The 17,362-nt window shown below is 66.4% G+C and carries 19 protein-coding genes, 1 tRNA gene and 2 pseudogenes; 8 read left to right on the forward strand and 14 right to left on the reverse strand.

Annotated elements, in window-relative coordinates:
• Positions 1–50 precede the first annotated feature (50 nt).
• Positions 51–136, reverse strand: a tRNA-Ser gene (locus BSG17_RS05440).
• A 120-nt stretch (positions 137–256) separates the two neighbouring features.
• Here BSG17_RS05440 and BSG17_RS05445 point away from each other — a divergent pair.
• Positions 257–1,207: an AAA family ATPase gene (locus BSG17_RS05445; protein WP_089821792.1), complete on the forward strand. Its 951-nt coding sequence runs from the start codon at positions 257–259 to the stop codon at positions 1,205–1,207.
• Between the two features lie 262 nt (positions 1,208–1,469).
• On the opposite strand, the gene BSG17_RS05450 is transcribed toward BSG17_RS05445, so the two are convergent.
• Genes BSG17_RS05450 through BSG17_RS05465 form a run of 4 tightly spaced genes read right to left on the reverse strand, consistent with a single transcriptional unit; the run spans position 1,470 to position 4,910 of the window.
• The gene (locus BSG17_RS05450) at positions 1,470–1,967 is read right to left on the reverse strand and encodes a DUF7519 family protein (protein ID WP_244531486.1); all 498 of its coding nucleotides are present in this window, start codon (positions 1,965–1,967) and stop codon (positions 1,470–1,472) included.
• Complete coding sequence (locus BSG17_RS05455; protein ID WP_089821796.1) at positions 1,964–3,343, reverse strand: DUF58 domain-containing protein; 1,380 nt, start codon at positions 3,341–3,343, stop codon at positions 1,964–1,966. Before BSG17_RS05455 ends, BSG17_RS05450 begins: the two co-directional genes overlap by 4 nt.
• The gene (locus BSG17_RS05460) at positions 3,340–3,903 is read right to left on the reverse strand and encodes a DUF7269 family protein (protein WP_089821798.1); all 564 of its coding nucleotides are present in this window, start codon (positions 3,901–3,903) and stop codon (positions 3,340–3,342) included. Before BSG17_RS05460 ends, BSG17_RS05455 begins: the two co-directional genes overlap by 4 nt.
• Positions 3,900–4,910: a DUF4129 domain-containing protein gene (locus BSG17_RS05465; RefSeq protein WP_089822017.1), complete on the reverse strand. Its 1,011-nt coding sequence runs from the start codon at positions 4,908–4,910 to the stop codon at positions 3,900–3,902. Before BSG17_RS05465 ends, BSG17_RS05460 begins: the two co-directional genes overlap by 4 nt.
• 94 nt (positions 4,911–5,004) lie before the next feature.
• On the opposite strand from BSG17_RS05465, the gene BSG17_RS05470 reads away from it, so the two are divergent.
• From BSG17_RS05470 to BSG17_RS05480, 3 genes are all read left to right on the forward strand, one after another.
• Positions 5,005–5,544 (forward strand): NTPase, encoded by a 540-nt coding sequence (locus tag BSG17_RS05470; RefSeq protein WP_089821800.1) that lies wholly within the window; start codon positions 5,005–5,007, stop codon positions 5,542–5,544.
• A 244-nt stretch (positions 5,545–5,788) separates the two neighbouring features.
• Positions 5,789–6,286: a DUF7261 family protein gene (locus BSG17_RS05475; protein WP_089821802.1), complete on the forward strand. Its 498-nt coding sequence runs from the start codon at positions 5,789–5,791 to the stop codon at positions 6,284–6,286.
• A 116-nt stretch (positions 6,287–6,402) separates the two neighbouring features.
• Positions 6,403–6,636, forward strand: a complete 234-nt coding sequence (locus BSG17_RS05480; protein WP_089821804.1) for a helix-turn-helix domain-containing protein — start codon at positions 6,403–6,405, stop codon at positions 6,634–6,636.
• 290 nt (positions 6,637–6,926) lie between these two features.
• Here BSG17_RS05480 and BSG17_RS05485 read toward each other — a convergent pair.
• The 5 genes and pseudogenes from BSG17_RS05485 to BSG17_RS05500 all read right to left on the reverse strand — a co-directional run bounded on the left by BSG17_RS05485 (position 6,927) and on the right by BSG17_RS05500 (position 10,550).
• A pseudogene (locus BSG17_RS05485) lies at positions 6,927–8,542 on the reverse strand (Na+/H+ antiporter NhaC family protein).
• Positions 8,543–8,754: 212 nt separating this feature from the next.
• A complete protein-coding gene (locus tag BSG17_RS05490) occupies positions 8,755–8,967 on the reverse strand; it encodes a hypothetical protein (protein ID WP_089821806.1) in 213 nt (70 codons plus the stop codon).
• 100 nt (positions 8,968–9,067) lie between these two features.
• On the reverse strand, positions 9,068–9,217 hold the full coding sequence (locus BSG17_RS26785) for a hypothetical protein (protein WP_170864716.1): 150 nt from the start codon (positions 9,215–9,217) through the stop codon (positions 9,068–9,070).
• Positions 9,218–9,273: 56 nt separating this feature from the next.
• Positions 9,274–9,609 carry a HalOD1 output domain-containing protein gene (locus BSG17_RS05495; RefSeq protein ID WP_089821808.1) on the reverse strand — a complete coding sequence of 112 codons (336 nt, stop codon included), beginning with the start codon at positions 9,607–9,609 and terminating at the stop codon, positions 9,274–9,276.
• Between the two features lie 152 nt (positions 9,610–9,761).
• Positions 9,762–10,550, reverse strand: a complete 789-nt coding sequence (locus BSG17_RS05500) for a helix-turn-helix transcriptional regulator (RefSeq protein ID WP_089822019.1) — start codon at positions 10,548–10,550, stop codon at positions 9,762–9,764.
• 215 nt (positions 10,551–10,765) lie between these two features.
• Here BSG17_RS05500 and BSG17_RS05505 point away from each other — a divergent pair, with 215 nt between their 5' ends.
• The 3 genes and pseudogenes from BSG17_RS05505 to BSG17_RS28580 form a co-directional block, all read left to right on the forward strand.
• On the forward strand, positions 10,766–11,719 hold the full coding sequence (locus BSG17_RS05505; RefSeq protein ID WP_089821810.1) for a DMT family transporter: 954 nt from the start codon (positions 10,766–10,768) through the stop codon (positions 11,717–11,719).
• 85 nt (positions 11,720–11,804) lie between these two features.
• On the forward strand, positions 11,805–12,176 hold the full coding sequence (locus BSG17_RS05510; protein WP_089821812.1) for an Hsp20/alpha crystallin family protein: 372 nt from the start codon (positions 11,805–11,807) through the stop codon (positions 12,174–12,176).
• A gap of 66 nt (positions 12,177–12,242) precedes the next feature.
• Positions 12,243–12,674, forward strand: a pseudogene (locus tag BSG17_RS28580) (AAA family ATPase); the annotation flags it as partial.
• 78 nt (positions 12,675–12,752) lie between these two features.
• Here BSG17_RS28580 and BSG17_RS05520 read toward each other — a convergent pair.
• The 4 genes from BSG17_RS05520 to BSG17_RS05535 form a co-directional block, all read right to left on the reverse strand.
• Entirely contained in the window at positions 12,753–13,763 is a 1,011-nt protein-coding gene (locus BSG17_RS05520) for a metal ABC transporter permease (protein WP_089821814.1), read from the reverse strand.
• Positions 13,760–14,542: a metal ABC transporter ATP-binding protein gene (locus tag BSG17_RS05525; protein ID WP_089821815.1), complete on the reverse strand. Its 783-nt coding sequence runs from the start codon at positions 14,540–14,542 to the stop codon at positions 13,760–13,762. Before BSG17_RS05525 ends, BSG17_RS05520 begins: the two co-directional genes overlap by 4 nt.
• Positions 14,539–15,624 carry a metal ABC transporter substrate-binding protein gene (locus BSG17_RS05530; RefSeq protein ID WP_089821817.1) on the reverse strand — a complete coding sequence of 362 codons (1,086 nt, stop codon included), beginning with the start codon at positions 15,622–15,624 and terminating at the stop codon, positions 14,539–14,541. The genes BSG17_RS05525 and BSG17_RS05530 overlap by 4 nt, the downstream gene beginning before the upstream one ends.
• 141 nt (positions 15,625–15,765) lie before the next feature.
• Positions 15,766–16,248: a hypothetical protein gene (locus BSG17_RS05535; protein WP_139246554.1), complete on the reverse strand. Its 483-nt coding sequence runs from the start codon at positions 16,246–16,248 to the stop codon at positions 15,766–15,768.
• A 268-nt stretch (positions 16,249–16,516) separates the two neighbouring features.
• On the opposite strand from BSG17_RS05535, the gene BSG17_RS05540 reads away from it, so the two are divergent.
• Positions 16,517–17,281 (forward strand): sugar phosphate isomerase/epimerase family protein, encoded by a 765-nt coding sequence (locus tag BSG17_RS05540; RefSeq protein ID WP_089821821.1) that lies wholly within the window; start codon positions 16,517–16,519, stop codon positions 17,279–17,281.
• Positions 17,282–17,362 lie beyond the last annotated feature (81 nt).

Below are 17,362 nucleotides of genomic sequence, written 5' to 3' on the forward strand. Positions count from 1 at the left end.
AGTCGTGCGAGCGACACGAGCGTCGCTCATGAAGTGGTGTCCGTGAGAAGCGCCGAGAGTGAGATTTGAACTCACGTGTCCGAAATGGACAGTAGATTTCGAATCTACCGCCTTGGCCGGGCTAGGCTATCTCGGCTTCCACTCACAACTGTGCCGTGGTACGTTTAATCGGTTTCGGTTTTCGAGAGCCGTGAGAGCGACAGGTGTGTGACGTGGGACCGGATAACATAAGTGCGGGGGTCATCTCCGTTCGCGCATGGACATCGCAGAGGCAAGTAGCGCCTGCGAAGACGTGTTCGAGACCGTCCGCGGTGCCGTCATCGCCGAGGACGAGTTCCTCGAGCGCGTCATGCTCGGCGTCCTGTCGCGCGGTCACGTCCTGTTGGAGGACGTCCCCGGCACAGGGAAGACGCTGACTGCCCGCAGCATCGCGAAAGCGCTCGGGCTGTCGTTCTCCCGCATCCAGTTTACGCCCGACCTCCTCCCCTCCGACGTCACCGGGACGAACGTCTTCAACGAACAGGAGAGTAGCTTCGAGTTCTCGCACGGCCCCATCTTCGCGAACGTCGTGTTGGCCGACGAGATCAACCGCGCGCCGCCGAAGACGCAGGCGGCGCTGCTCGAGGCGATGGAGGAGGCGCAGGTGACCGTCGACGGTGACACCTACCAGCTGCCGAAACCGTTCTTCGTCATCGCGACGCAGAACCCCGTCGAACAGGAGGGGACGTTCCCCCTCCCCGAGGCGCAGGTCGACCGCTTCATCGTCAAGACGGCCATCGGCTACCCTGACCTCGACGGCGAGGTCGAACTCCTCCGCCGGCGAGTGAGCCGCGAAGCCCGCAGCCCGTCGGTCGAACAGGTGCTCTCGGAGGACGCCGTGTTGGACATCCGGCGCGCCCCCGAGACGGTCCGCGTCGACGACGATCTGCTCACCTACATGGCCGAGATCGCGCAGGCGACGCGACGCGACCGCCGAGTCGCCATCGGCGTCTCGCCCCGCGGAACCCAGCGACTGCTGGAGTCCGTCCGGTCGCAGGCGGTGCTCCGCGGGCGGGAGTTCGTCACTCCGGACGACATCAAACGGATCTGCCAGCCGGTGCTCGCCCACAGACTGGTGTTGACGCCGGACGCGAAGGTCAACGACGTCTCGAAGGCCGACGTCATCGACGACGTCCTCTCGGAGGTCGCCGTCCCGACCGTCGAGTGAGAAGCTACGGTGACGCCGTCTCCTTTTCGGACTCGGCGAACGACGATCCGACGACGACACCACAGCAGTCGAGTACCGATTCCCCGGGACCGATAGTGACGACGACGCCGGGGGGTCGAGTGCAGTCAGTGTTGTATTCACACATGGTAGGCACGGTGGGATAGGGGGTCCATCCAGTCCTTAGTTCAATCTCTCTTAGCATAAAACTATCCTCAGTCAGATATAATGTATAATATTCTGTAAGGAGAGAGGATGTACTCGGTCATCGACCGAGCGCCGAGACGAGGACGACTGCGCCGACGAGGAGGAAGACGAGCGCCGTCAACGGTTGGCCGCCGGTCGCACCGCGGTAGACGCCGTAGCCGAGTCCGGCGGTGATCGCACCGACGACGAGACTCGACGCGGCGTGGACGAGTTCCGCACGGCGCGTGTCGGCCGCACGCCCCAACTGCGCGCCGATGCCGATACCGTTCTCGCCGACGTCCCAGGCGACGACGGCACTGATGGTCCCGACCAAGAGCGGTTCGGGACCGGCGCCGGACGCTCCCGCGAACAGGACGCCGGCGAACAGCAGCCCCGCCCCCGCGGTGACTGCCGCACGGGAGGCTCGGACCACGCCCAGACCGAGGACGGCGAGTCCGGCCGCCGCCGGGATCGCACCGCCGATTGATCCGACCGCCGACCCGAGCAGACTCGCCACTCCGGCCCCGACCGCGATCGCCGTACTCACGACGGCGGGCGACCGGTCGATCTCGGTCACGCCGACCACCTCGCGGCCGCCCGCGTCAACACCGGCGCCAGCGACCCCTCGCGCCAGTCGACGACCCGGAGACCAGCCTGTCGGAGTCGGCTCGCACGGTTCCGTCGTTCGAGACGGGCGAGACGGTGGCCGGGCGTGTCGTCGGCCGTCGGGTCGGGACTGACGACCGTCACCGGGTGGCCGGTCGCGTCGAGTTGCCGCGCAATCGAGGCCGGGTAGTCGTCGGTCAGCGGCGAGAACAGCAGTATCTGCGCGTCCGTCGGCAGCCGTCTGAGCAGTCGCCGCAGTCGGATCGAGGGGAAGAACTTCCCGTCGCTCGGTGTCGACGACAGCGCGGGATGCGTCGCCAACAGCTCCCGCGCGCGAGCGCGGTGGTCGTTGCCCGCACCGGGCGCGAGCCAACACTCCTCGGGACCGAAGGCGGCGATGCCGACGCGGTCGCCGCTGTCGAGCAGTGAGGAGAACGCCTGGCTCGCTGCGTCGACGCTCCGCTCGACCGCGTTCTCCTCCTCGTCGCCTGCGAGATACGCCTCCGTCCGGGCGTCGACGACGAGCACCACCGTCGCTGCGCGCTCCTCGCGGAACTCTAGCGTGGCGAGGTCGCCGCTGCGGGCCAGCCGTCGCCAGTCGACGCGCTTCAGCGGATCGCCGTGACGGTACTCGCGCGTCGAGTGGAACTCCAGCCCCGTCCCACCGACGTCGGTCGCGATGCGACCGGTGTACTGCGTCGTCAACCCGCGCAGCGGGAGGTCGGCCGTCGCGTCCAGCGCTGGCAGACAGCGAAGCGACGTCTCGCAGTCCACCTCCGAGCGGCGCTCCCGCGACCCGCTGGCGTCGCGGGTGATCGCCGTCGCCGGCTCCCACTCGTGGTCGCCCCGGACCGCCGTGACGACGTAGCCGAACGTGGCCCGTTTGCCGGGCCGTAGCGCCGTCGCGTGTCGCGGCGACCCGTCGCTGACGGACAGCGCCGGCGGGACGCCGTCGACGAGTCGGAGGTCGGGCAGCGTCGTCTCGCCGACGTTCGTCACCCGGACGGTCACTCGGACCTCGTCGTCGACGGCGGGTGTCGTCGTGCTCAGTTCGCGTTCGATCCGGAGGTCGGGGACGGGCGCCTCGCCGCCACGAGCGTAGGCCACGTAGGCGATGCCGACGACCGCCGTCAACAGGAGTCCCTGCCGACGACCGAAGATGACGGCGACGCCCACCGCGAGCAGGGCGACGGTGCCGACGCCGACCCAGCGGTTCGTGTCGAAGGCGCGACCGGCCGTAGTCGGTGTCTCCGCCGTGTCTGCGGTGTCGGCCGCATCCGTCTCTGTCGTCTCCGTGGCGTCCGTCGTCGGCCAGTCCGACGACTCGGATGACTCCGACGCCGTCATCGACCCTCCTCTTGAAGTCGCGCGAGGGCGGCGACGGTGTGTCGCACCTGCCGGTGGAACCGCGACCCGCGTCGGAACAGCGCCCGCACCCGCGTTCGCAACGGGAGCGCCGGTGCACCGTCCGAGAGGAACCGCGCGGCGACGGCGTCGTCGGTCCACGTCCCGGTCTCCACCTGCTCCTCCGCCTCGTCGACCGAGCAGTTCTCGTGGACGACGAGCGTGTCGACGACCGTCTGGTGGAGCCGGTCGCGCACGTCGCGCTGTGCCGAGACGTTCCGGAGCGACCACCCGACGCCGCTCGCGACCTGTTCGTCGAACTCGTCGCCCGGCGTCGGGACCCGAAACCGCCGTTCGGGGTCGTCCGTCTCCGTCTCCGCGTACTCGACCCGTCGGCGGCGACTGCCGGCGCGGACGCCCTGTGCGACCGCCAGCGCGCCGACGAGCGTGACGAACGTGTAGCTCAGCGAGAAACCGAACGTCTCCCGTAGGGCGACGCTCGCGAGACCGAGTGCGACCGCTCCGAGGCCGACGGCCGCGACGACCGCTGTCGTCCGACTCATCGGTCACCTCTCGTCGCACTCGCGTCGGTGTCGTCCGCGTCCACTCCGTCGCCGTCGCCGACGCTCGCGTAGGCCGACTCGATACGACGCAGCGCGTCCACCGCCCGTCGCTCGCGTTCGGGCGTCGCCTCGGCCCCGCCGTACCGGACGTCTTCGAAGAGCGCGGTGAGTTCCTCGACGTCCTCGCGGGCCATTCCGGCGTCGACGGCGGCCGTCGCAAACTCGCCGGCGGTACTCGACTGCGGTCGCGGCACGTCGAGCAGTCGCGTCATCTCGCCCCACGCACGGTACACCTCGTTCTCCAGGCCGGCGTCGTCCTCGATGCGGTCTGCGGCGTCGCCGGCGGCGCGGCCGATGGCGGCGACGTCCGGGGACGACTCGTCGACCTCGGCGTCCGGTTCGGGGGCCTCTTCCGCCGAGTCACCCGTCGACAGGAACAACAGGAAGACGCTGCCGACGACGGCGACGACGAGCACCACTCCGAGAAGGGCGGAGGGCGTCGACAGCGCCTGTCCGGACTGATTGAGGCCGGTCGCGCCGCTCGCCGCCGGGACGAGGCTCGACCCGTTCGTCGGCAGCGGCAGCGGTGACGACTCGCCCGACTGCGGAGGGGCGAGACACGTCGTGAAGAGGGCGTGAAGGAGGACCACCGGCGGACCGACGCTGAACAGCACGCCGCCGGAGACGATCGGCGAACGGGTTCGACGGTAGACCTCACCCACGAGGAGCGCTACACCTAGAACCACCGCCGTGATCACGAGCGGGTCGTTCAGGAACGGGAAACACGGCAGCGAGATGTCGGCCGACCCGCCGAGCATCGCCCCCTCGTTACCGAGGTCGCCGTCGCTCGACGCGTCGTCGCCGATCCCCGACTCCTCGTTCGGACCGGCACCGAGACTCCCGCCTCCCTCCGACGTCGTCGCCGTGTCCAACGTCGCGGCGGCGACCGAGAGGGAGACGACGGCCAGGAGGGCGAGGACAACTGTCAGGGCAGTGTTTCGATTCACGACACAGGGTAGCATGAAACGAGGTAAAGACGTTTCGAGGTGGGACGCACGTTTAGGTCGCTCGTCCACGTCTCTCCACCGTGGAGGCCAGCCCATGCCGAACAACTTCCTCGTCACCGGCCAGCCACGGAGCGGAAAGACGACCGTCGTCCAGAAGACGGTCGAACTGTTGCGCTCGAACGGTCTCGTCGTCGGCGGCGTCTTCTGCCCCGAAGTCCGCCTCCGCGGGGAGCGTGTCGGGTTCGAGATCGAAGACGTGCTGAGCGGCGAGACGCGGACGCTCGCACACGTCGACCGCGACTGGGGGCCGTCGGTCGGCAAGTACCGCGTCGCCGTCCAGGAGGTCGACGAACTCTGCGAGCAGGCGTTCTCGCGTGCGTCCACCGAGGCGGACGTGCTCGTCGTCGACGAGATCGCACCGATGGAAGTCCACAGCGACGTGTTCGTCCGGCGCGTCGAGGCGGCGCTCGACGACGAGAAACCGCTCGTCGCGGCGATCCACGAGCGCGCCACCGACGGGTTCGTCGGCGAGGTGAAGCGCCGCGACGACGTCGAACTGTTCGCGGTGAGCGCACAGACGCGGGAGGCACTCCCGGGACGGATCGACGCGCTCGTGGGCGACTGTCTGGAGTGAGAGACGGCGACGCCGCCGCGAGTTTCGACCGACGCCTCGACCTGACCCACCGTCGAACCAACACGTCTCCATCGAGAGAGGAGGGTCGTCTCCCGAACCCCGTCGGCCGCTCGTTCGTCTGCTTCCAGTGGAGTCTCGCCGTCTCCCACTCCGAGATATATATATCACTTTCACAAAATTTAAATTCCAAAAGACGACGAGACGCAGTCATGTTCAGCGACGGACCGTTGGAGGTCGCCAGTCGATGACGGGAGACGTCCCCGCGCCGCTCCCGCCGGACGACCCCGACGCGTGGTACGCCTCAGACGTCCGGGCACAGTCCGAGGTACACGCCGACGTCGTCGCGACGATACGCGAGACGCAGACTGGTTTCGGTTACGAGATTCGAGAGCCGGTTTTCGGCGCGAGAGGCGAGTACACCTGGTCCCAGCGGGCGTTCGCCGCCGACGGCGTCAACCGGTCGCTTGAACCGTTCGTCCGACAGGTCGAACAGTCACGACTGGAGGCGGGCGTCGTCTACGAAGTCGCACAGAACGGGTCGGCGGCGACGACGTGGGCCGGACGGAACTGCCCCAGCGGCCCGAATCGGGAGTTCGGCCCCTGTGAGACTCGTGGCGGTGTCGTCGTCCAGGAGCGGGCCGGCGAGACCGACGTGCTCGCGGTGGCGTTCGACGTCCGCGTGACGACCGACGACGGGACGACGGACGTGACGTTCGTGTTCCGTGGTGTGGGGGGTCGGTGACGGTCGTTGTCGACTCGAACGGTGTATTACGTGTACTGATTCACGGGAGGGGAGCGTTCCTCGCGTGGTGATCTCTCGCACCTAGATTTATAGTACTCGAGAGCGAGTTAATAATTATGAGTTCGCAACTAACCCTCGACACCACCCCGCAGAACGCCATCCCGGGCACGCTCACATCCCCAGCGACGAAACTCGTCTACCTCTACCTGCAGACCCGCGAGAACAGAACGATCACCGACCTCACCGAAGACCTCGGTCTACAGAAGATCTCACTGTACCCCATCCTGCAATCGTTGGAGTCGAAAGGACTCGTCCACCGTGATGGCGAGTACGTCGCCACCGCGGCCTGATCGGGTTCTACGTAGGTGGGATACGGTCGCCGACGCCTCGTGAAGCCACGCTTCCTGTTCTCTCCTCACCCCGAAGGCCGAAGACCTGGTTTGCTGTACGTCGCGTGAGACCGTATGCACTCAGTGTTCAGGAGTCCTGAGCACTGCAGCTACCAAGATGGGTTTCCTGTTTCCGAAACCGTAAGCGAAGAATATGTCTGTAGCAACTCGAACGCCTCTCGGCGGAACTACCGGTAGTTTTCAGTCGAGTACCGCTCTGGAAGAGCGGATCCGCCAGGACCGCGTGCGTCTCAGTCGTCGCCGGTGGTACCCCGTACCGACGCCTGTGTCGCCGCCGGTTTCGCCGGGACGTCCTTCCGTCGGGCGTCGAGTTCCGAGAAGCCGTAGACGAGTCCGACCAGCGTCAGGACGCCCACCGGCAGCAACACGAGCGGCGAGAGGTTCGTCGCGCCGTATAGGAGGTAGACGACGACCGTCGCGAGGAGAACGGTGAACGCGTAGTACATCTGCGTTCTGACGTGGTCGATGTGGTCCGACCCCGCGAACGTCGAGGCGAGGACGGTGGTGTCGGAGATGGGCGAACAGTTGTCGCCGAAGATCGCGCCGCTGAACATCGCGCCGATGGCGACCGCGACGAACTGCGGCGAGTTCCCCCCGATCTCCCACGCCAGCGGGATCACGATCGGCGTCATGATCGACATCGTCCCCCAGGAGGTGCCGATGGCGAACGCGATGAACGCGGACGTGACGAAGACGACGACCGGAACCAAGAGCGGCGAGACGACGCCGGTCGCGAACTGCGTGACGTACGCGCCGGTGCCGAGCGCGGTCGCGACGGCGCCGATCGACCACGCGAGGACGAGGATGCTGAGCGCCGGCAGCATCGTCGCGAACCCGTCGAGGATCGTCTCCATCGCCTCGCCGAGCGAGAGCAGCCCCTCACCGACTCCCACCACGACGCCCGCCGCGACCATCGCGAACGACCCCCAGACGAGCGCGGTCGCGACCTCGGTGTTGTTTATCATCTCGACGAACGTCCGGCCGGGGGCGTACCCCATCGTGGCCGCACCGCCGACTACGACGGCGACGAGCGCGACGACGGGGACGACGAACACGCGAAGCGGTGCGTCGTCGGTGACCGGTTCGCCCAACTCCCCTTTGATCTCTTGGAGCGGTTGGGCGTCGTCGCGGATGACCGCACCCGTTCGCTGGGCGCGCTCTTCGGCGTCGAGCATCTCGCCGAAGTCCCGTTGCGTGACGACGATGATACCGACCATCGCGATGGCGAGGATCGAGTACACGTTGTACGGGATGCTCTGGATGAACGTCGCGGCCGCGGACGGCGTCTGTCCGGCGATTCCGAGCTCCTGGTACTGGTTGGCGATGAGTCCGATCTCGAAGGCGACCCAACTCGAGAGGCCGATCGTCGCCACGGGTGCGGCCGTCGAGTCGAGGAGGTACGCGAGTTTCTCGCGGGACATCCGCATCTCGTCGGCGAGCGTCTTCATCGAACTGCCGACGATCGCGTTGTTGGCGTAGTCGTCGAAGTTCCAGAGGAGGCCGAGCAGCCACGTCGAAATCCCGATCTTCCGGTGGGAATCGATCCGTTCGGTCGCGAACCGAGTGATCGCGATCGCCCCGCCCAGCCGCCAGATCAGGGCGATACCGGCCCCGATCTGAAGCGTGAAGACGAGGATCTTCGCGTTGAAGGTACTCTCCCCGATGGAGGAGACGACCCACTGGTACAGCTGTCCGACGCCGAGCCCGCCGGAGTAGATGACCCCCCCCCCCCCCCCCCCACCCAGACGCCGAGGAAGAGCGACAGCATCGCCCGACGCGTCACGATCGCCAGTGCGATCGCTAACAGCGGCGGGACCAGTGACAGAGCGCCGAACTCGGATGCCATGTTACACGAGTACACATAGCACGGTTTAAAGCGCTTTTTGACAACATCTTGTCACGAGTTGCGGAAGCGAACAGCTGCTCGCCAGGAAGAGAGCGGAAAGAGAGCATCTCCAGGTCGTTCGGCGGTCTCCCGCCGGACGACGCTCACGACGGCGAGCGACTGTCTGTCGAACGCCGTCTCACGGCTGGCAACGGCGAACGCGGTCGCGGCGTTCAGGTCACTCGGACGACGCCGTCGACCTCGTAGAGATAGCCCTTCAGGAGCAACCGTTCGAGGAGGTGGGCCGCGTCTTCGGTGTCCTCTTCGTCGATGACACCGAGCACCTCCGTGCGCGTCAGCTCACCGTCCGTTCGGGTCGCACGGCGACGGATGCGCTCGAACGCGTCGGTTTCGAGTCCCGTGAGTGGCGTATCGGTGGCTCGCATCACGTACTACTGAGACGTCATCCACCATGAATATACGGCCTGAGTAGTACCCCCCGAGTGGTCGCGTTCCGGGGGCGTCGGTCAGAGGGCGAGACGCGATCTATCGCTCGACGGGGACCGAGTACGTCGAGAGGAGCCACGCGCCGGCTCGCGTCGGATCCTCGAGCAGGACGACAGTGCCGTAGCGGTCCTCGTACTCGGTGAGTCTCGTCGAACCGTCGACGTGGGAGTGAGTGTTAGAGTAGTCCATCGAAGGGCGTCTCTCGGAGTCTCGTTCGCAGCGCTAGCGACGGGAGGATGACCGGATCAGGGGGCGTTCGCGGAGGCGACGGAGGGGTTCGACCGCTCCTCGGAGACCGGCGAGTGGGGTTCGACGCGGACCTCGGCGGTTCCGTCGGTCTCGACGGCGATCGTCACTTGGAACGTCTCGACGGGGAAGGAGATCGTCCCCTGTCGACAGATCCCGGGTGTCGACGAGTCGAACAACCCGTCTAGCGCACTCGGGTCGACGTAGTGATAGACACACAGATCCAGATCGCTCGGCTCGACGCCGCGGGCCTCCGCGAGGGCATCGAAGAGGACAGTGCTCAGAGACTCCCGCGAAGTATCGTTTTCGAGGCGAAAACAGACCGTGTCGCTCATAGGTAGTACAGCCATACTGTTCGTCCTACTAAAATGTTCACATTCAGTGGATAATGTTACAGAGACCGCGACTCGTACCATTGGGGGCCGCACTGGAGACCAACCGCGGCAGGAGATCGACCGACGCGTCGCCGACGACCGGATGTCGACTCCTACAGCTGTTCGGGGTCGAGCGGCGTCGCCGTCTCCCAGTACCGGGCGAACGTCTCGTCGGCCCACGCGAGCACGGCTGGGTCGTCGACGTCGAGCGAGGCCTGCAACAGTCCCCGGTCGTCGCGTAAGAAGAGGTGGACGACGGAGTCGGCGACCGTCGCCGCGACCGGAATCTCCTCGTCCGTGATGCGGATCGAGGCGTGCTCGGCGGTGAGCAGTTCGTGGAGCTGCTGTCGCAGTCGCGAGTCGTCGGCGATGGCGTCGATGGCCGACGACGAGAAGACACCCTCGAACCGCTGTTGGCCGGCAGCCGTCCGGTCGGTGATGACGTCGAGGCTCTGTTCGTTGAACGCGTAGGAGAAGATGCGGACCTCCTCGGCGTCGCCCAGGAGGTCGAGTGCCCGCTTGACCGGCGCGTTCGGTCGCACCTGACTCGGGGTGGTGATCGTCGCGTCGGCCAGCCGTTCGAGGTCGAACCCGATGGCGTCGGTCGGAAGCCACCGGACGACTGGCCGGAGTTTCTCCTCGGTGTCGACGATGGAGAGCAGGTCGTCGAACCCCTGGGCGACCAGCGTCCCGGTCGCCGTCGTCCGGTACTCGCCGCCGTCGCGGACGACCCACGACCGCTCCTCAAAGTCGCCGAGAATCCGCCCCACCGTCGGCTGTGACGCGCCAGTCTCCGCGACCAGTTCGCGCCGCGTGTGCGGCCGGTCGGCCAGTAGCCGCAACGTCTCGACCCGGTTCGGCGAGAGCGCGAGAAACTCGATCTCCGAGAGCGCAGACTCCATACCGAAGCTGTCGAGCCGCACCGGGATACGGCTTTCGTGTCGTGAAATAGTTTCATGGAGTGAATTGCGGGCAAGCGATGGGCACATTTCTTACCGTGAATTTATTTCTGAATAAATGTTTAACCCCGGCGTGCGTACCGAAGAGTAATGAGACAACACTCGCAGACTGACGACGGATCGGCCCTCGCGGCCGGCACCGTCGGTGGAGGTGGACAGTGAACGGAACGCGCCGTCGACTCGTGCTGTTCCTGCTCACGAGCGTCTTCTTCGGAGGGACGTTCGTCGCGGCGAAGGCGGGACTCGACTACTTCCCGCCGCTGCTGTTCGTCGCCTTCCGGTTCGACATCGCCGCCGTCGTCCTCCTCGGGTACGCCGTCGCGACGACACCGCGCGACGAGTTGCTCCCCCGGACGGTCCGTGACGTCGTCGGGGTGCTGGCGACCGGCGTGTTCGTCATCGGACTCGCCAACGCCTTCCTCTTCGTCGGTCAGCAGTACGTCTCGAGCGCCGTGGGGTCGATCATCTTCAGCCTCAACCCCATCCTGACGCCGGTGTTCGCGGCGGTGTTGCTCGCGGACGAACGGCTCTCGCGCCGGGGGGCGATCGGGATGGTCGTCGGACTGATCGGCGTCGCCCTCGTCGTCCAACCGGACCCGGCGACGCTGCTCGGCGGCGGCGCGCTCGGAAAGGGGATCGTGTTCCTGGGCGCGGTCAGCGGGGCGCTCGGGAGCGTCCTCGTCCGGTGGGCCGACACCGATCTGTCGAGCACCGCACGGACGGCGTGGGCGCTCCCCGTCAGCGCGGGCCTCACCCACACACTTAGCGGCGTCAGCGGCGAGTCGCTGGCGGCGGTGACGTGGACGCCGACGGCGCTCGTCGCGCTCGGCTACGTCGGCGTCTTCGCCGGGGCGGCGGCCTACATCACCTACTTCGGCCTACTCGACGACGTCGGTGCGATTCAGGGGAACCTCGTCTTCTACGTGGTCCCCATCGTCGCCACGCTCGGCGGGTCGGTGCTGCTCGGCGAGTCCATCTCGGCGCTCACGCTGGTCGGCTTCGTGACCATCTTCGCCGGGTTCGCCGTCCTCGGCGGGGAGTCGCTTGTGAGCGAACTCCGGCGCGCCTACGCCGCCGCCTCGACGCGGTGGCAGGCGAACGACGTCGTCTGATTGCAGCTCGAACTGGCCGAAAAGCATCAGTAATATTCATTTAGACCCGCGCGCATACTACCGGATGGAATCGAGGTGACGAGCTATGGCCCTACCGACAGGTCCCGCTACCTCGTGGCTTCAGCGAACAGGGTTCCCGAGCCAACTGTTCGAGACCGGTGACAACGACTACGAGCTGTACGAAGCGGAAGACGAGTTCGTTCTGAGCGTCGAGATGCCGGGCTTCGAGCCCGACGAGATGAACGTGTCGTGGAGCGACGGCGTCCTCAACATCGTCGCCGAGCACGAAGACGAGCAGCGCGACAGGCGCGAGACGTATCACCGGCGGTTCCGCTTCCCGAAGGACGTCGCCGAAGACGAGATCACGGCGAAGTACACCAACGGCATCCTCGAAGTCCGGCTGCCGGTGATGAGAGGTGCCACCGTCAGCGGTACCGAAATCGAGATCCAGGGCTGACGGAACGACAGCCGAAGCGGTAGCGACCGAGAGCCGATTTTTCGCGTCCGAACCGAGGTGAGAGCGATGCGTCTCACGGTCAAACAGCACAAGAACAGAGAACCAGGCAACGGGATGGCCGTGATCGACCGAGAAGCGATGCGGGAACTCGGCGTCAGCGGTGGCGACTTCGTCACCATCGAAGGCGGTGGCGGCTGAACCGTCGCCCGCGTCTGGCCGAGGGACGTGAGCGACGCCGGTCGCGGCGTCGTCCGCATCGACGGTCGACTCCGGCAGGCGGCGAACGTCGGTATCGACGACACAGTCGCGGTCGAACCGACCGACGTCGACCCCGCCGAGCGGGTCACCGTCGCATTCCCGCGCAACCTCCGAATCCGGGGTGACTTCGGCTCGTTCATCCGTGACCGCCTCGTCGATCAGGCGGTGACGGCGGGGCAGACGCTCGGTCGGCGACGGCCGTGTTCGCTACCCAGCCGTGCCGTCCCTGGCCAGTCGGTAGATGTGGCGGAGCGCGTCTTCCATCGCGGGTGTGACGGACGCTCGTGGCGGCGACGACGTTTCGGTGTCCGGCGAAGATCAGTCCGAGTGTACCTCGGCCTCCTCTGCGGTGATGCTCCCGACCTCCAGCGGCGTGTCCTCGCCGAGCGACCCGAGCACCTTCCCGAGTGCGACAGTGACCACGTAGATGGCCACGGCGACGAGGACGATGACGCCGCCAGCGGTCGCCTCACCGTAGTAGGCGACGCCGATGCCGAGCAGCACGGCGAGTTCCGCGAGGACGACCGAGACGAGTAGCGACTCGGAGAAGCTCCGCGACACCTGCGCCGCGCCCGCGACGGGGACGACGAGCATCGCGGCGACGAGGATGACGCCCATGATCTGCATCGCACCGACGACAACCAGCGCGGTCAACATCACCATGATTCGGTTGTACCAACTCACCGAGAGACCGGACACCGCAGCGGCCGTCTCGTCGAACGTCACGTAGAGCAGTTGGTTCCGGGTGAGTGCGACCGTCCCGACGATGATGCCGAACAACACGAGGAGGATGGCCGCGTTCTCCGCCGAGACGGTCGAGAGATTGCCGAACAGGAACTGGTTGACGCCGACCGCCAGTCCACCGGCGTTGATGCTGATGAGCGTCGACCCGAGTGCGAACCCCGTCGAGAGCACGATGGCCATCGAGACGTCGTTGTAGGCGTCGGTCGCCTCCGAGATGAGTTCGATGAGCAAGGCGGCGATCATCGCGACGACGACCGCCGTCAGGTACGGCGAGACGTTCAACTCGAGGACGGCGTTGATAAACAGCCCGACCGCGACTCCCGCGAAGGCGGTGTGTGCCAGCGCGTCGCCGATGAGCGCGAGCTGCCGGTGGACGAGGAACGTCCCGATGAGCGGCGCCATCACCCCGATGCAGAGCCCGACGATGATGGCCCGGTGCATGAATCGGTACTGCAGGAGTTCGAGCCCGGTCGTCCCGGCGAGCCAGAACAGCAGCTCCGACCAGATGCCGAGCAGCCAGTACAGCGGAGCGAAGACGGGGTCCAGCGGACTGCCCTGCAGCGCCACCGCGAGCAGTCCCGTCATCGGTTCTCACCCACGAAGTTCGCCGCCGTGCCGAAGGCCCGAGCGAGCGCGTCGCTCTCGACGAACTCCGCGGTCGGGCCGTCGAAGTAGACCTCGCGGTTGAGGCAGACGACCCGCTCGGCCTGTTGGGTGACGGCGCTCAGGTCGTGTTCGATGAGCAGAATCGTGATCCCCGCCGCGTTGAGCGCGTCGAGCAGGTCGTAGAACGCCTCGACGGACTCGGCGTCGACACCGACCGTCGGTTCGTCGAGGACGAGCAGGTCGGCCTCACCGGCGAGCGCCCGAGCGATGAACGCCCGCTGTCGCTGCCCACCGGAGAGCTGTGTCACGCGACGGTCCGCGAACGAACTCATCCCGACCGTGTCGAGCGCGCGGTCGACGATCGCGCGGTCCTCTGCGGAGAGTCGCCCGAAGCCGACGTGCGGGAACCGGCCCATCTTCACGACCTCGCGGACGGTGATGGGCATCTCCTTCGACGCGCTGGCGTGCTGAGCGACGTAGCCGATGCGGGCACCGTCGTCGAACCGGTGCGACGGGTCACCGAACAGCCGTGCCGTCCCCTCGTCGGGCGTGAGGAGACCGAGCATGAGCTTCATCAGCGTCGACTTCCCGGAGCCGTTCGGACCGACGACGGCGACGTACTCGCCGGGAGTGATGCGGAGCGAGACGTCTTCGACGACCGGCGTGGCGGTGTAGCCGAACGTCACGTCGGTGAGCGAGACGACCGGCGCGTCGGTAGTGGCACCGTTGCGGCGCGCTCGTTCGCCGGTGAGACTCATTCGAAGTTCCTCCACTGCTCGGCCCACCCGTCGGGACCGGCTTCTTCGGGTGTCTCGTTGCCGAGAACGACCTCGAAGGTGGGCATATTGATGTTGTCGGCGATCTCTTCGTACCCCCACTCGTTCTCGACCCACTCCTTCCGGACGCCGGCGTACGGCGTCACCGGGAAGTAGCCCTCAACGGACGTCTCGGCGAGTAGCTGTCTCGCCGGCTTCCGTGTCTCGAAGACGCCGGCACCGATGTATCTGATGTCGTTCGTCTGAATCGTCTCTTTCGCCTTCGTGATGTCGGAGGGTTTGACGTCGCCGCTCGCCGCGAGGTTGAACACGAGCGGCCGCATCTCGACGCCGTACCGTGCACCGATGTACTGGAACGCGTTGTGTGCGGCCAGTTGGACGACGCTCTTCGACGCCTCGTCGAAGATCCGCTGGTAGTCGCGGTCGATGCGGTCGAGGACGTCCGTCTTGTAGGCCGAGGCGTTCGCTCGGAACGTCTCCTCGTGGTCCGGGGCGAGTTCGACGAACCCCTCGGTGATGTTGTCGACCGACGTCTTCGCTCGTCGTGGGTCGAGCCAGAAGTGGGGGTCTTTCCCTCTCCCCTCGCCGACGCCCTCCTCGTCTCTGTCGAGACTGGCGGCGAGGTCGACGAGTTCGACTCCCTCGCGGACGTTTATGAGTTGCGTCCCCACCTCGTCGTCTTTCAGTGTCTGAATCGCGCGGTCGGCCCACGGTTGGAAGTCCTCTCCGACGTGGACGAACGCGTCCGCCTCGATGATGTCTCTCGTGACGCTCGCGTTCGGTTCCCAACCGTGGCCGTGGAGACCGGTCGGAACGAGGTTTCTGACCCGAACCGGGGTGTCGCGTGCGATCTTTCGTCCGAAGTCGTAGAAACTGAAGAACGACGCGACGGCGACTGGTCCGTCGCCGGACTCGTCGCTCTGCGTGTGCTCGGTACTTCCACCGTTCTCGTCACCGCTGGCGAGACACCCCGCCAGGCCGGTCGTCAGAAGGCCGGAACCGGCGACCAACGCCTGTCGTCGCGAGATTCTCTCGCTCACCGCTGGACCGGACGTGTCGTTCATGTTCGACCGAAGATGCCGACTCTAATGTAATAGTACTACTGGTCGAATCTGTAGATTAGATGCATCTAATCTATAGCGCGGTACTCGGCGGTCGCCCGGGAGACGCGGAGTGAGAGAGAAGGCGGAAGGGGACGGGTGGGTTCAGTTCTGCGGCTGTTCGTTCGGGACGGCTTCGAGCGTGACCGTGTACTTCTTGACCTTCGCGGGGTCGACGTCGGGGAACTGCGCCGCGAGGTCGTAGCTCTGGCCGGACTCGTACTCGCTGAGAATGTCGACGTCGTTGCCGACGGTGATCTGGCTGTAGCTCACGTCGCTGCGGAGATAGATGTCGCCGTCGACGGCGTCGGCGTCGGTCACTCGCACTGACGCCTCGACGCGCAGCGACCCGTCGTCGACGGATGCACCGTGCGAGACGAGTTCGACTGCGCCCTGCAGCGTGTTCTCGACCTCGCTCTCGTAGGAGCTAGTGTCGACGTCGCTACCGCCGGACTCGGTGGACGTGGTGGAGGCCGAGGGAGTGTCGCCGGCCGCGCTGTCGCCGCCGCCGTCGCTGTCGTCACCGGAGAGCCCGGAACAGCCGGCGAGGGCGACAGCGCCACTGGTTGCGAGTCCGATACGAGTCAAGAGCGTACGTCGAGTCGAAGTCATGAGTCGGATGCCTCTGAACTGACTGTCTGTCGTGACGACCAGTCAGATGAGACGAACGTGAAACGCCGGTAAGTGTCTTCGGGCCGTTGTCTGACGCACGTCTGTGGGTCTCCGTATCAGGTTCCGGTGGTTCGACACGTATGACTAACACGTTCTTTACACATCGGCTACAACCATCCGTGACGGCACCGGAGGGGACAGCGCTATCTCCTCGCTCGCCTAACCGTCGGTCGGACACACGACGATGCACTACGGCGCGTCACTCGATCTGCGGTTCGAGGAGTCGGTCGAGGAGTTCGTCCTGTTTCTCCGCGAACAGGGGCTCTCGCACGTCGAGATCAGACGTGGCTATCTCGACGTCGCCCCGGACGCGCCGACGCCGGCCGACCTCCGTGACCTCGCCGACGCCTACGACGTGACGTACACGTTTCACGCGCCCCACCTCGACAGCAACATGGGGAACCTCAACGAGCAACTGCGGCGTGGAACCGTCGCCTCGGTCGTCGAGACGTTGAACGACGCCGCCGCGGCCGGAGCGGGAGCGGTCGTCGTCCACGGCGGCGACGTCCCGAGACGCTACCCCGAGCGAGTGTGGGACCACTCCCGTGAACAGGCGGTTCGGTCGCTCCGAGCGTGTGCGACTCACGCCGCCGACGTCGGCGTCCCCCTGTGTCTCGAGAACCAACGCGAGACGGCACGTCGACGGCGACACACGTCGACGCCGGAGCGACTCGCCGCCCTCCTCGACGACGTCGGTGCCGACGCGACCGCTCTCGGCGTCACGCTCGACGTCGGCCACGCGAAGGCGACCGGCGTCGACTACCGGGCGTTCGTCGACCGCTTCGGCGACCGTATTCGGGTCGCCCACCTCCACGACAACGACGGCACCGGCGACGACCACGACCCGTTACCGACGTTCCGGGAGGTGGCCGCAGCGATCGGCGCCGAGTACAACGTCCTCGAGATGAAGTCGCTCGCCGACGTCGAGCGCTGCGTCCGCGGCGAGTGACCGAGACGGGACCGGACGGAACGGCGCACCGACGGACCGATCGTTTACATATCAACCGCCCGTTTTTCGCCGCTCGCTACC

This window comes from Halogranum amylolyticum, assembly GCF_900110465.1.
Lineage (GTDB): Archaea > Halobacteriota > Halobacteria > Halobacteriales > Haloferacaceae > Halogranum > Halogranum amylolyticum.

Excerpts from the sequence above, each read along its gene's own strand:
- BSG17_RS05445 (WP_089821792.1), top strand. The coding sequence starts at position 257 with ATGGACATCGCAGAGGCAAGTAGCGCCTGCGAAGACGTGTTCGAGACC.
- BSG17_RS05455 (WP_089821796.1), bottom strand. The coding sequence starts at position 3,343 with ATGACGGCGTCGGAGTCATCCGAGTCGTCGGACTGGCCGACGACGGAC.
- BSG17_RS05460 (WP_089821798.1), bottom strand. The coding sequence starts at position 3,903 with ATGAGTCGGACGACAGCGGTCGTCGCGGCCGTCGGCCTCGGAGCGGTC.
- BSG17_RS05470 (WP_089821800.1), top strand. The coding sequence starts at position 5,005 with ATGCCGAACAACTTCCTCGTCACCGGCCAGCCACGGAGCGGAAAGACG.
- BSG17_RS05475 (WP_089821802.1), top strand. The coding sequence starts at position 5,789 with ATGACGGGAGACGTCCCCGCGCCGCTCCCGCCGGACGACCCCGACGCG.
- BSG17_RS05480 (WP_089821804.1), top strand. The coding sequence starts at position 6,403 with ATGAGTTCGCAACTAACCCTCGACACCACCCCGCAGAACGCCATCCCG.
- BSG17_RS05490 (WP_089821806.1), bottom strand. The coding sequence starts at position 8,967 with ATGCGAGCCACCGATACGCCACTCACGGGACTCGAAACCGACGCGTTC.
- BSG17_RS26785 (WP_170864716.1), bottom strand. The coding sequence starts at position 9,217 with ATGGACTACTCTAACACTCACTCCCACGTCGACGGTTCGACGAGACTC.
- BSG17_RS05495 (WP_089821808.1), bottom strand. The coding sequence starts at position 9,609 with ATGAGCGACACGGTCTGTTTTCGCCTCGAAAACGATACTTCGCGGGAG.
- BSG17_RS05500 (WP_089822019.1), bottom strand. The coding sequence starts at position 10,550 with ATGGAGTCTGCGCTCTCGGAGATCGAGTTTCTCGCGCTCTCGCCGAAC.
- BSG17_RS05510 (WP_089821812.1), top strand. The coding sequence starts at position 11,805 with ATGGCCCTACCGACAGGTCCCGCTACCTCGTGGCTTCAGCGAACAGGG.
- BSG17_RS05520 (WP_089821814.1), bottom strand. The coding sequence starts at position 13,763 with ATGACGGGACTGCTCGCGGTGGCGCTGCAGGGCAGTCCGCTGGACCCC.
- BSG17_RS05525 (WP_089821815.1), bottom strand. The coding sequence starts at position 14,542 with ATGAGTCTCACCGGCGAACGAGCGCGCCGCAACGGTGCCACTACCGAC.
- BSG17_RS05530 (WP_089821817.1), bottom strand. The coding sequence starts at position 15,624 with ATGAACGACACGTCCGGTCCAGCGGTGAGCGAGAGAATCTCGCGACGA.
- BSG17_RS05540 (WP_089821821.1), top strand. The coding sequence starts at position 16,517 with ATGCACTACGGCGCGTCACTCGATCTGCGGTTCGAGGAGTCGGTCGAG.